Raw genomic sequence first — 12,569 nt, forward strand, 5'->3', positions numbered from 1 at the left:
GCTACCGACGATCAGATCAGCGCTCGACCTCGCGATTCCAGCGCTTGGTCCACTCCTCGCGCTTCTCGTTGATGACGGTCCAGTCCGGATTATAGAGTTTTGCCGCGCGCTCGCCGATCGGCGCCATCTTGCCGAGCTCGGGCGGGATCACCAGCGATTTCAGCACCGGGCCGTAGCCGTAATCCTTCAGCATCACGAGCTGAACCTTGGGATCCAGCAGCATCTTGACGAAGCTCGCGGCCAGCGGCGAAGCATTGGGCTTGGCGATCGGACACGCCGTGGTCAGCAGCGTTGCCGCGCCTTCCTTCGGATAGACGAAGTCGACGGGAAAGCCGGTGTTGGCAAAGCTCTGCACGCGGCCGGTGCCCCACACCGCGATCACGGCCTGGCCGGACTGGAACAGCTCGGTCATCTTGCCCGGCGACGGCTCATAGGCGAGCACGTTCGGATTGATCTCTTCCTTGAAGATCTTGAAGCCGGAATCGACATTGGTCTCGCCGCCGCCATTCATCTTCGACAGCATCACCAGCGCTTCGAGACCGTAGGTGTTGTTGATCGGCGGGATCACGAGCTGTTTTGCGTATTTCGTGTCCTTCAGGTCGTTCCACGAGGTCGGCGGCGCCCAGCCTTTGTCTTTGAACACCTTGGTGTTGTACATCAGGCCGGTCGCGACGATGCCGATCGCGACCGCGCGATCGTCCTTGAAGCGCGCGGTGCCGTAGAGATCGGCCGGCAGGCCGTCGAGCTTGCCGCAGAAGCCGAGCTGGATCGCCTGATACATCGGGCCGTCATCGACGATGGCGACGTCGATCTGCTGGTTGCCCTTCTGCGCCTGAAGTTTCGCCAGCGTGTCGGTGGAGTTGCCGGCGACGTACTCGACCTTGACGCCGTTCTCCTTCTCGAAGGCCGGGATCACCTCGTCGCGGATCGTCTTCTCGAACGAGCCGCCATAGCCGGCGACATAGAGCGTTTTCTGCTGGGCCGAGGCGACCGAGGGGGCGGCAATGAGCGCCGCGATGCTGACCGCTGTCAGAAGGCGAAGAGTCTTCATATGGACCGATCTCCAATACCGGAATGAGGTGATGTGCCGACGAGTCTCGCTGGCTGAAGCACGTTCCGCATTTCCTTCCGCGCCAATCCGTTTCCGATCAGGGCTCCGGCCCCCATTCGGCGGGTTTTGGCGCGATCTGAAGGTTTGAACCCTTCCAATCTGCCGAAAAAGCGGGCTGTCTCCAGTCCTGATGAAAAAGATCGCAACCTATACTTCCATCGTCCAATGAATAATGGCACCCTTTGCATGCCGAAATGTTATGGATGGAATTCGGGATGGCGCGGATCAATTCTCGGCAGGTGGAGGCCTTCCGGGCGACGATGCTGACCGGCAGCGTCACCGAGGCGGCGAAGCTGATGGTGGTGACGCAGCCGGCGGTGAGCCGGCTGCTGCGCGACCTCCAGGCGCTGCTGAAGATGGAGCTGTTCGAGCGGCGCGGCACCGGCCTGGTGCCGACCGCCGCGGCGATGGCGCTCTATACCGAGGTCGAGCGTTCCTTCGTCGGTCTCGAGCGCATCACGGCGGCGGCCGAGGAAATCCGCGGCCGGCGCACCGGCTCGTTGCGCATCGCGGCACTGCCGGCGCTGGCGAACGGATACTTGCCGCGCCTTGCCGGACACTTTTTGATGGAGCGGCCCAACCTCAACCTCGCCTTCTTCGGCGTGATCTCGCCGATCGTGGTCGACTGGGTGTTGAACAATCAATGCGACATCGGCTTTGCCGAGGTGCCGATCGCGCATTCCGGCCTGCCGAGCCAGCGGCTGCCGGCATTGGCGCGCGTCGCGGTGCTGCCGACCGGTCATCGCCTGGCAGAAAAGGAAGTATTGGAGCCGCGCGATTTCGAGGGCGAGACCTTCATCTCGCTGTCGGCGGGATCGTCGAGCCGGCATCTCGTCGACCAGGAGTTTCATCGCCATGACGTCCGCCGCGTGCTCAGGGTCGAGACCACGCTGTCGGAGATCATGTGCGGCATGGTGTCCTCGGGACTCGGGGTGTCGATTTGCGATCCCTTCACCGCGCAGGAGTTTGCCACGCGCGGCGTCGTCGTGCGGCGCTTCCTGCCGCGCATCGACTTCGAATTCTCCGCGGTCTTTCCGGCGCAGCGCAGCCCCTCGCCGGTGGCGCTGGACCTGGTCGAGACCATGCGCAAGGCGCTGGTGGCGTTCGAGGATTAGATTGAGAGTTTCGATTGCGGAGGCAGCCCCTCACCCCACCCTCTCCCCGTAAGAACGGGGCGAGGGAGTGAGAGGCCGGCGCGTCCCTCACTCTCAACCTCTCCCCGCCCTTCTGCGGGGAGAGGTCGGATCGCTCCGGCGATGCGAAGCAGCGTCCGGTGCGATCCGGGTGAGGGGCCGGGCACGACGTTGCCCCGCGTGACCGCCTATCCGACTCGCGAACCCAAATGTGGCAGCCGCTCAACCGCTGAACGCCGCCTGCGCTTCCGGCAGATCCCAGATCTTGCCGATCGCAGCACTGCCCGCTACCGTGATCGCCGCCTCGTCGGCGCCGAGATAGCGTCCCTCATCGACCAGCACGCGGCCGTCGACCATGACCTGATCGATATTGGCGCGGTTGGCGAGCGCGATCAGCGCTCGGCGCGGGTCGAACAGCGGTTGAAGATGCGGATGGCTGAGATCCACGACGGTGAGATCGGCGGTCGCGCCGGGCTCGATGCGGCCGAGGTCCGGCCGCTTGATGACATCGGACGCAATGGCCGTGTTCGCCTCGATCAACTCAGGTGAGTTCGCGACGTCGGGGCGCGCCGAGGTGATCTTGGAGATCAGCGAGGCGGCATTGAGCTCGCCGAGCAAATCCATGTTGTAGCCGTCGGTGCCGACCACGGTGCGCACCCCGTGCTCGGCGAAGCGGCTGAAGGCGGCGGTGATGCCGGCGCGCGCGAACACGCGCGGGCAATTCAACACGGTCATGCCGCGCGCGGCCATGAGCTTGAGATCGTCGTCGCTGCTGAACATGCAATGCGCTGCCATCAGGTCGGGCGCCAGCAGGCCGAGCCAGTCCAGATACTCCGCCGGCGTGCGGCCGCCATAGCGCTTGCCGATGGTCTCGACCTCGGCGCGGCTCTGCGCCATGTGCGTCGTGATGGGCACGCCGAGCTCGCGCGCCCGCGTGGCGCAGGCTTTCAAGAGATCGGGGCCGCAGGTGTCAGTGGCATGCGGGCTCATCGCAAGGCTGATGCGGCCGTCGCCGCGATTGTTCCAGCGCTGATAGAGCGCGTTCCATGTCGCCATGTCGGCTGCGCCGTCGTCGCCGGAATAGCGCACCACGCCGTCGGGACCGGCCTTGGCGTCGGACGTCGAGAACAGATAGGGCGCGCCGTAGAAGCGGATGCCCATCTCCTCGGCGGCGTCGAACATCTCCGGGATCGAGTTGCGGAACGGCTCCATCACCGTGGTGGCGCCACCCTTGAGCAGTTGGAGGATGCCGAGCCGCGCCACCGCGAGCCGCTCTTCCGCCGACAAAATATCGGCGCCGCGCTTGGTCAGTGGCAGCAGCACCGTATAGACGATGCTCTGGTTGTTCTTGCGACCGTTACCGTCCTCGGTGTGGCTGCGCGCCACCGCCTCAGAGAAGCAGTGATTGTGCAGGTTCAGAAGGCCCGGCAGCACGAAGCGGCCGGGACGATCATAGACCTGGTCCGCGCTTGGCCTGTCGCGCGTGACCGCCGCGATCCTTTTGCCTTCGACCAGAACCCAATGGTCGCGCAGCACATCCTGCGCGCCGTCTTTCCGTGACAGCACATAGCTCCCGAAGATTGCTGTGGTGCTCATGCGGGGCGTACGTTCCAGAACACGGCGGTGCCGTCGAGAATGCCGGTGATGGCCTTGCGATAGGCGGTCGGCTGCTTGTACAGGCCGATCGGAATATAGGGGATTTCCTCGAACGCGACCGCCTGGATCTCGCGGCAGATGCGCTGCTGCTCGGCGAGCTCGGAGGCCGCCAGCCACTGGCTGCGCAACTCGCCCATCTTCGTGCTCGCATACCAGCCGGCGACCTTGCCTTCGCCGCGGATGTTGGTGTTGCCGGCCGGGTTGAGCCAGTCGATGCCCTGCCAGTTGCCGACCGCCGCGCTCCAGCCGCCCTGCGGAAGCGGATCCTTCTTGAGCTGGCGCTGCAGCACCACGGCGAAATCGAGCCCGGCATATTCGACGTTCATGCCGGCCTTGCGCAGGGAGTCCACGGCGATCTCGCCGAGCGGTTTTTGCGCCAGCGAGTTGGTGGGGACGAGCAGCACGATCTTCTCGCCGTTGTAGCCTGCGGCCTTCAGGTCGGCCTTGACCTTGTCGTAGTTGCGCGGGCCGCGGAACACGTCGAGGCCGACGTCACTTGCCATCGGTGTGCCTGGAGCGAAATAGCCGATGGGCGAGACCTGGAAGGCCGGATCGGTACCCGCGACCGCCGTCATGAACGCGGACTGGTCGATTGCGCCGAGCAGCGCGCGGCGGATGGCAGGATTGTCGAACGGCGGCTGCAGGTGGTTGAGGCGCAGCATGCAGGCATAGCCTCTGGGATCGAGGACGCGCGTCTCGATGTCGCCGGCGGCCTTGATCACCGGCAAGAGGTCATGCGGCGTGGTCTCCTGCCAGTCCTGCTCGCCGGTCTGGAGTGCGGCAACGCCGGTGCCGGCATCGGGCGTGGTGGTCCAGACCACGCGATCGTAGTGCACGATCTTCGGACCCGCGGTCCAATCCGGCTTGCCGTCGGTGCGCGGCTGGTAGCGCTCGAATTTGGCATAGGCGTTGCGGGCGCCCTGCACACGCTCGTCGGCGAGATAGCGGAACGGGCCGCTGCCGATCACCTCGGTGAGCGGCTTGAACGGATCCTGGCTCGCCAGCCGCTCCGGCATCATGAAGCAGGCATTGATCGCGGCCTTGCCGAGCGCCTGTGGCAGCAGCGGAAACGGGCGCTTGAGACGGAAGCGGATGGTGCGGTCGTCGGCGGCCGACAGCTCATTGGTTGCCTCCATCAGCTCGCCGCCAAAACCGTCGCGCGCCGCCCAGCGGCGGATGCTGGCGACGCAATCGCGCGCGAGCACACGCTCGCCATCGTGCCAGAACAGGCCGTCGCGCAAGCTGAGGTCCCACTGGAGACCGTCGCCTGAGATTGTGTGGCCCGACAGCATCTGCGGCGAGACCTGGAGCGAGGAGCTCATGCCATAGAGCGTGTCGTAAACCATGAAGCCGTGGTTTCGCGACACCTGCGCGGTCGAATAGATGGGATCGACGAAGGCAAGATCGATGACAGGGATGAAGCGCAGCGTGGTCTGCGCTTCGGCACGTACGATGCCCGGCAACGACAGTGCCGGCATGGCAGCGGCGGCCTTGAGGAGCGTACGGCGGGAGATAGACATGACGAGAGGCTCCTAGTGCAGTGATATGCAGCCGCATTGTCGGTGTGCTCCCTCCCCCGCTTGCGGGGGAGGGTTGGGGAGAGGGTGCTTCCACAGCGGGACAGCCCCCAAGAGGAGAGAGCCCCCACCCGCCGCGCTTCGCGCGTCGACCTCCCCCGCAAGCGGGAGAGGTTGCAGCGAGTGCGCGGCCAGAGCGATGTCAGTAAAACGGGGCTCCATCATTTGTGCTTCACGTGTTCAACAAGACCGCGCCGATCGCAGCGGCCACCGCCTGCTGCGCCGGTTCGACCACGGGCACGCCGATCGCATCCGCGATTCCCGCGCGATGCGAGGCCATGCCGGCGCAGCCCATCACCACGACATCGGCGCGGCATTGCGTGACCAGCGCGCGGCCGGCCTCGATCAGGCGGCCGCGGATGTCTGCACCGGCCGTCTCCGCCGCGCTCGCGCCGACCGACCAGCTTCCGGCATAGCGGCTGTCGACGCCCATCACCCGCACCATGCGCTGCTGGCGGCGGATGCTCGACGGCGACAGCGCGATCACGCCGAAACGTTCGCCCAGCATCAGCGCGCGAAAGATGCCGCATTCGGCGATGCCCATCACCGGGCGGCCGCCCGCGGCCTCGCGCACCGCGTGCAGACCAGGATCGCTGAAGCAGGCGAGCACAAAGGCATCGGCATCGTCGCGCGCGACTCGATTGACCAGCGGCATCACGACGCTGTCGGCATCGCGCTGGGAGCTGATGCCCGGCGGGCCCTCGGCAAGGCCGACCACCTCGATGTCGGGCCCGCCGGCGATGCGCAGCGGCGCCACCGCGTCATCGATCGCCGCCGTCACCGACGCCGAGGAGTTGGGGTTGATGACGAGGATGCGTCGGCGGGTCATGGCATGGCTCAACGGTTACCGGCCTCGTGGCGCAGGAAGTTTTCGGCGATCTTCTCGCCGGTCGTGATCCACACATCCGGACACGACTTCGCGTAAGTCAGGAACTCGCGCAGCAGGCGCAGCCGCATCGGACGGCCGCTGCATTGCGGATGCAGCACCGTCGTCACCATCGCGCCCCAGTCGCGGACCTCGTCCAGCTCGTCCTTCCACATCGAGAGCACATGCTCCCTCGGGAAAATCGAGCGCGGGCTGAAACGGGCGGAGAGGCCGTGCATCCAGTCGTCATAGCTCGCGGTGACCGGCAGCTCGATCGTGCCGGGCCTGCCGTCGGCAAGGCGATGGCGATAGGGCCTGACGTCGTCACGGAACGAGGAGGTGTAGACGATGCCGTGACGCACCAGCGCGACGCGCAGCTCCTCGGTGAACTCGCCATAGGGCGCGCGATAGCCGGTCGGCTTGACGCCGAGCCGGCGCTTCAGCGCCTCGAAGCCGCGCTCCAGCTCCTCCTCGATCCAGGGATCGCCGGGATCCGGCAAGAGATGGTGATAGCCGTGATGGCCGATCTCGTGGCCGGCCTTCAGAATCGATTCGGCCATCGCCGGATGCGCATCGACCGACCACCCCGTGACGAAGAACGTCGCCTTGAGATCGAGCTGGTCGAGCAGCTCCAGCAGTTTTGGCGTGCCGACGCGCGCCTCATAGCCGCCATAGCTCATGGTGATGAGCCGCTGCGCATGACCTGCGTCCTTGCTGGTCCACGCGCTCTCGGCGTCCACGTCGAACGACAGGAACATCGCCGAATTATACGGCTTCGGCCAGGGATAGTCAGGTGCGGGATCCGCGGTGTTGGCCGGAACGAGCGGGATGCTCCGGAGTGCCTCACTGTCCAGCATTGATGGTCGCCTTCTCTATTGCGTTGTCGCTCAATTTCCACTTCGCCAGCAGGGTCTTGTAAGTGCCGTCGGCGATCAGCGCATCGACGGCCTCCAGCATCGCCTGCTGCAGCACCTTCTCCTTCACCGGCAGGGCAATGCCGGTGAATTGCTGCGCAAGGGTCTGCCCGACCGGCACATAGGTGCCTGGCTCCTGATCCATGATGTAGGGCAGCGTCTCGTCGCCCTGCACGGCGGCGTCGATACGTCCCTGCCTGAGCTGCGTGCGGGCATCTGCCGAGCCGTCGGTGCCGACGAACTGAATCGGATTGCTGCCGCAGTTCTTCTCGCTCCAGGCTGTGATCTGCGCCGGGAACATGGTGCGGCGGCTGGCACCGACCTTCTTGCCGCAGAGCGCGACGGCCTCCTTGAACTCCGCCGCGCGCGACTGCTGAACGAAGAAGCGCGGACCGCTGCGAAGGTAGTCGACGAAGGTCGCGGTCTCATGCCGGCTCGCATAGTCGGTGAAGCCCGACAGGATCGCGTCGGCCCGCCCCGTCGCGATCGACGGCATGAACTCGGCGAAACTGGTCTCCTGCCATTCGATCTTGACGCCGAGCTTGCGGCCGATCGCCTCACCGAGCTCGACATCGAAGCCGGAGAGCGCGTTGGTGGCGGGATCGCGGAATTCCATCGGCGGATAGTTCGGCACCAGCGCGACCTTGATGCTGCCGCGCTTGGCGATCTCAGGCGGCAGCTCGATCGCCATCACCGATGCGTTCATGGCGCCCAGGAACGCCGCCGTAAGCAAAAGTCTCTTCATCACCACGCCCCCAGTTTCAGATCACAGCCGAAAGAAATGCCTTGGTGCGCTCCTCGCGCGGCGCGCCCAACACGTCGGATGCGCGCCCCTGCTCCACGATCGCGCCCTGGTCCATGTAGACGACACGGTCGGCGACTTCGCGGGCGAAGCCGAGCTCATGCGTCACCACCATCATGGTCATGCCGCTCTTCGCCAGCTCCTTCATCACCGCGAGCACCTCGCCGACGAGCTCGGGATCGAGCGCACTGGTGGGCTCGTCAAACAGCATCAGCATCGGCTTCATGGCAAGCGCCCGCGCGATCGCGACGCGCTGCTGCTGGCCGCCGGAGAGCTGCGCTGGATAGGAGTCCGCCTTGGCCGCAAGCCCGACACGCCGGAGCAGTTCGCGCGCCTCGGCGCGTACTTCGTCGGCTTTACGCCCCTGAACCTGGGTCGGTCCCTCGGTGATGTTCTCCAGCGCGGTCTTGTGCGGAAACAGGTTGAAGCGCTGGAACACCATGCCGGTCTTCAGCCGCTGCCGCCCAATCTGTTGTTCGCTCAGTCGATGCAGCCGTCCGCCGTGCTCGCGCACGCCCAGCAGCTCGCCGTCGAGCCAGATGCCGCCGGCATCGATCGTAGCGAGCTGGTTGATGCAGCGGAGCAGCGTGGTCTTGCCCGAGCCGGAGGCGCCGATCAGGCACATCACCTCGCCGGGCCAGACGTCGAGCGAGACGTTCTTGAGAGCCTGGAACTCTCCAAAATTCTTGCTGACGGAGCGGATCGCGACGAGGGGCTTTGTCATCGCGCCAGCCGCAATGTGCCGCGGGCAAAACGGCGTTCGAGCAGCATCTGCAGCGGCGTCAGGATCGAGACCACGAGCAGGTACCAGAGCCCGGCGACGATCAGGAGTTCGATCACGCGGGAGTTGGCGTAGTAGATGTTCTCGGCGTTGTGCAGCAACTCCGGATACTGGATCACGCTCGCGAGCGAGGTCGCCTTCACCATGCCGATGAACTCGTTGCCGAGCGGCGGGATCACCACGCGCATCGCCTGCGGCAGCACGATCCGGCGCAGCGCGCGCAGCCGTCCCATGCCGATCGCCTGCGCCGCCTCGTACTGCCCGATGTCGACCGACAGCATGCCGGCGCGCATCACTTCGGAGGTGTAGGCGCCCTGGTTGATGCCGAGCCCGAGCAGCGCGGCGAGGAACGGCGTCATGACGTCGACGGCGCGCGCAGTCCACACGCCGGGAATGCCGATGGTCGGAAACACCAGCGCGAGGTTGAACCAGAGCAGCAGTTGCAGGATCAGCGGGGTACCGCGGAACAGCCAGGTGTAGCCGGCCGCCACTGACTTCAGCACCGGATTGGGCGACAGCCGCATGATCGCGACGACGATGCCGAGCAAGATGCCGAGCATCATCGCCAGCACCGCCATCACCATGGTGTTGACGATGCCCTCGAGGATGACCTTTGCGGTCAGGAAGCGGCTGACATAGGACCATTCGATCTGGCCGTTCGCAAAGGCGCGCGCAATCGCCGCCAGCACGAGGATGATCAGGGCCGCGCTGATCCAGCGAAACCAGTGCGGCTCGCGCGCGATCCGCATGCCCGACAGATCGGGAAAACCTTGCGCGAGTGCCGGCGCCGGCTTCATTGCGGCGCCGCATTGAGCATGGGCTGGGCCACCGCATTGGCTCCTAAGCCCCATTTGTCGAGAATGGCTTTATAGGAGCCGTCGGCAATCATGGCGGCGAGCTTCTCCGTCACCACCTCGCGCAAGGCGGCATCGTCCTTGCGGAACATGATGCCCTGGTAGCCTTTGGCGAAGGCCTCGCCGACGATGCGGTATTTGCCGGGCTCCTGCGTCTGCGCATAGGGCAGCGTCTCACTGCCCTGCACGGCGGCGTCGATGCGGCCCTGCTTGAGCTGATTGCGGACGTCGATCGAGTTCTCGCCCGGAACATACTGAATCGCCGGCTTGCCGGCCGGCTCGCAATTCTGCTTGCTCCACTTCTCGATCTCGACCGGGAAACTGGTGCTGCGTGTGGTGCCGACTTTTTTGCCGCAGAGATCAGTCGCGTCCTTGGCGGCGTTGTCCGCCATCACGAAGAACTGCGGGCCGGTCGCGAGGTAGTCGACGAAATCAGCGGTCTCGCGCCGCGAGGCGCGATCCGAGATGCCGGAGATGATGAAGTCGGCGCGCCTGGTCTGGAGCGCGGGGATCAGCTCGGCGAATGGCGTCTCGCTCCAGACGATCTTGAGCCCGCCGAGCCGCTTGGCGAGCTCATTGGCGAGGTCGATGTCGAGCCCGACCAGATCGTTGGTCGCAGGATCGCGATATTCCATCGGCGCGTAAGTGGAGTTGACTGTGAGCTTGAGCGTACCCGCCTGCTTGATCTCCGCCGGAAGCTCGGCGGCTTGCGCGGAGGTCACCGCAGCCAGCGTAGCAACAGCGAGAGAAAATGAGAGGCGCGTCATGTCAGCTCCTTTGCCCATGTCAGCTCTTTAGCGTCAGCTCCTTTGCCAGCGCCGTGCCGCTTGCTCAGTCGGCGTCGAGAACGGCCGGCTCGATCACGCCGGCGCGTTCGGTGATCACCCTGTATTGCTCCGGCCGCCGGTGGGCGGCGAAATTGAACATCTTGTCCTTGCCCTGGCGGCAGAGGTCGAGATCGATATCGGCGACGATCACCTCGTCAGCGAGCGTTTGCGCCTGGGCGACGATGCGGCCGTTGGGATCGACGATGCAGGAGCCGCCGATCAGCCCGGAACCGTCCTCTTCGCCCGCCTTCGCCACCGAGATCGCCCAGGTCGCGTTCATGTAGGCGTTGGCCTGCGTCACCAATGTCGAGTGAAAAGTGCGGAGCGCGCCGTCTTCCGTCGTGCCGCCATTGGGGTCATAGGCCGCCGAATTGTAGCCAATACAGACGAGCTCGACGCCCTGCAGGCCGAGCACGCGCCAGGACTCCGGCCAGCGGCGGTCGTTGCAGATCATCATGCCCATGATGGCGTGAGCCCAGGCCGAGCCGGCCCGGAAGGCGGGAAAGCCGAGGTCGCCATATTCGAAATAGCGCTTCTCGAGCTGCTGATAGCGTCCGCCCGGCCGCGGCTCGACCGAGCCCGGCAGGTGCACCTTGCGATAGCGGCCGAGAATCTCGCCGTCGCGATCGACGAGGATCGCGCAATTGTAGCGGCGGCCGTCCGGCGTCAGCTCGGCATAGCCGACATAGAAGCCGACGCGCAGCGCACGTGCGCGGTCGAACAGCTTTGCCACTGCCGGATTCGGCATGCTGCGCTCGAAATACCGGTCGAGCGCCTCGCCTTCGAGCAGCCAGCGCGGAAAGAAGGTGGTGAAAGCAAGCTCCGGAAACACCACGAGGCTGGCGCCGCGGCCGGCGGCCTCCTCCAGCAATGCGAGCATCCGCGCCAGCGTATGCTGGCGCGAATCTGCTTTTTGCGTCGGCCCCATCTGAGCGGCGGCGGCGCGAAGGACACGAACCAAGACTGCCTCCAATCTGTGCGCAGTGCTGCCTCAATGGGCTGATGAACCCTTTGATGCGACGCGCAAATCCGCTGCCATTACGGGTGAGTGGGGCTGCAAAATCAATTCGCTTTGCTATGATGTTTTGGTCCAGAGTATAATCGCCAGTGATATGAACCTGCGTCAGCTCGAGATCCTCCGTGCCGTCATCCGCCACCGCACCACGGTTGCGGCGGCGGACGAGCTGGCGCTGTCGCAGCCCGCGGTCAGCAATGCGCTGAAGACGATGGAGACGCAGGCGGGCTTCGCGCTGTTCGAGCGCGTCAACAACCGGCTGTTTCCGACCGTAGAAGCGATGGCGCTCTACAAGGAGAGCGAGGCGATCTTCGCGCTGCACGCAAAGCTCGAGAACCGCGTGCGCGATCTGCGCGAGAACCGGTCCGGGCATCTCGCCATCGTGGCGACGCCGCCGCTCGCCTACAGCATCATTCCCTCCGCACTGTCAGGGTTCCTGCGCCGCCGCCCGGAGACGCGCATGTTCTTCGACGTGCGCCGCTACGAGGGCATCATCGAGGGTGTGCTGAGCCGCGTCGCCGAGCTCGGCTTCGCGCTCGGGCTGACGCATCATCCGGGCATCGCGCATGAGGTGGTGCATACCGGCGAGATGGTGTGCGTGCTGCCGCCGCAGCATCCGCTCGCGGAACGGCCGGTGATCTCGGCCGCGGACCTGTCCGGCCTGCCCTTCATCGGGCTCGAGCGCGGTACGCGGCTGGGCGAAGCCGTGCGCGACAGCTTTGCCCGCGCCGGCGCGCCGTTCCGGCCGACGGTCGAGGTGCGCTACTGCAACACGGCCTGCGTGCTCGCGGCCGCCGGCGTCGGCGCTGCCGTGGTCGATCCCTTCTCGCCGCGCCAGAACGGCGGCAGCGGCCTCGTCGTCCGTCCGTTCGCGCCGACGACGCAGGCGGTCGCCTATATGCTATGGTCGGAAGCCGAGCCGCTGTCGCGTCTGGCCAAGGCCTTTCTCAACGAGGTCCGTAAGCAAAGCGCTCTGCTTGAGCGCACAGCGCCGCACCAGCAACATGGTGCAGAAAGCGGCTGAGCTTCCGATC

At 65.6% G+C, this 12,569-nt stretch carries 12 protein-coding genes; 2 read left to right on the plus strand and 10 right to left on the minus strand.

The window, feature by feature from the left end; genetic code table 11:
* Window positions 1-16: 16 nt before the first annotated feature.
* Complete coding sequence (locus CVM73_RS27315) at window positions 17-1,051, minus strand: ABC transporter substrate-binding protein (RefSeq protein WP_100234902.1); 1,035 nt, start codon at window positions 1,049-1,051, stop codon at window positions 17-19.
* Between the two features lie 275 nt (window positions 1,052-1,326).
* Between CVM73_RS27315 and CVM73_RS27320 the strand changes: the two genes are divergently transcribed.
* Window positions 1,327-2,226: a LysR substrate-binding domain-containing protein gene (locus CVM73_RS27320; protein WP_100234950.1), complete on the plus strand. Its 900-nt coding sequence runs from the start codon at window positions 1,327-1,329 to the stop codon at window positions 2,224-2,226.
* A 240-nt stretch (window positions 2,227-2,466) separates the two neighbouring features.
* Here the strand turns inward: CVM73_RS27320 and CVM73_RS27325 are convergent, their stop codons facing one another.
* The 9 genes from CVM73_RS27325 to CVM73_RS27365 all read right to left on the minus strand — a co-directional run bounded on the left by CVM73_RS27325 (window position 2,467) and on the right by CVM73_RS27365 (window position 11,481).
* Entirely contained in the window at window positions 2,467-3,840 is a 1,374-nt protein-coding gene (locus tag CVM73_RS27325; protein ID WP_100234903.1) for an amidohydrolase family protein, read from the minus strand.
* Window positions 3,837-5,420 carry an ABC transporter substrate-binding protein gene (locus CVM73_RS27330; protein WP_100234904.1) on the minus strand — a complete coding sequence of 528 codons (1,584 nt, stop codon included), beginning with the start codon at window positions 5,418-5,420 and terminating at the stop codon, window positions 3,837-3,839. Before CVM73_RS27330 ends, CVM73_RS27325 begins: the two co-directional genes overlap by 4 nt.
* Before the next feature lie 229 nt (window positions 5,421-5,649).
* The gene (locus CVM73_RS27335; RefSeq protein ID WP_100234951.1) at window positions 5,650-6,306 is read right to left on the minus strand and encodes an aspartate/glutamate racemase family protein; all 657 of its coding nucleotides are present in this window, start codon (window positions 6,304-6,306) and stop codon (window positions 5,650-5,652) included.
* A gap of 8 nt (window positions 6,307-6,314) precedes the next feature.
* The gene (locus CVM73_RS27340) at window positions 6,315-7,199 is read right to left on the minus strand and encodes a polysaccharide deacetylase family protein (RefSeq protein ID WP_100234905.1); all 885 of its coding nucleotides are present in this window, start codon (window positions 7,197-7,199) and stop codon (window positions 6,315-6,317) included.
* Window positions 7,186-8,001, minus strand: a complete 816-nt coding sequence (locus CVM73_RS27345; protein ID WP_167407085.1) for an ABC transporter substrate-binding protein — start codon at window positions 7,999-8,001, stop codon at window positions 7,186-7,188. Before CVM73_RS27345 ends, CVM73_RS27340 begins: the two co-directional genes overlap by 14 nt.
* Window positions 8,002-8,017: 16 nt before the next feature.
* Window positions 8,018-8,782 carry an amino acid ABC transporter ATP-binding protein gene (locus tag CVM73_RS27350; RefSeq protein ID WP_100234907.1) on the minus strand — a complete coding sequence of 255 codons (765 nt, stop codon included), beginning with the start codon at window positions 8,780-8,782 and terminating at the stop codon, window positions 8,018-8,020.
* Window positions 8,779-9,636, minus strand: coding sequence for an amino acid ABC transporter permease (locus tag CVM73_RS27355; protein WP_167407086.1), 858 nt, complete (start codon window positions 9,634-9,636; stop codon window positions 8,779-8,781). Before CVM73_RS27355 ends, CVM73_RS27350 begins: the two co-directional genes overlap by 4 nt.
* A complete protein-coding gene (locus CVM73_RS27360) occupies window positions 9,633-10,460 on the minus strand; it encodes an ABC transporter substrate-binding protein (protein WP_100234909.1) in 828 nt (275 codons plus the stop codon). Before CVM73_RS27360 ends, CVM73_RS27355 begins: the two co-directional genes overlap by 4 nt.
* A 64-nt stretch (window positions 10,461-10,524) precedes the next feature.
* Entirely contained in the window at window positions 10,525-11,481 is a 957-nt protein-coding gene (locus tag CVM73_RS27365; protein WP_100234910.1) for an N-carbamoyl-D-amino-acid hydrolase, read from the minus strand.
* 151 nt (window positions 11,482-11,632) lie between these two features.
* Between CVM73_RS27365 and CVM73_RS27370 the strand changes: the two genes are divergently transcribed.
* A complete protein-coding gene (locus CVM73_RS27370) occupies window positions 11,633-12,559 on the plus strand; it encodes a LysR family transcriptional regulator (protein ID WP_100234911.1) in 927 nt (308 codons plus the stop codon).
* Window positions 12,560-12,569 lie beyond the last annotated feature (10 nt).

This window comes from Bradyrhizobium forestalis, assembly GCF_002795245.1.
Lineage (GTDB): Bacteria > Pseudomonadota > Alphaproteobacteria > Rhizobiales > Xanthobacteraceae > Bradyrhizobium > Bradyrhizobium forestalis.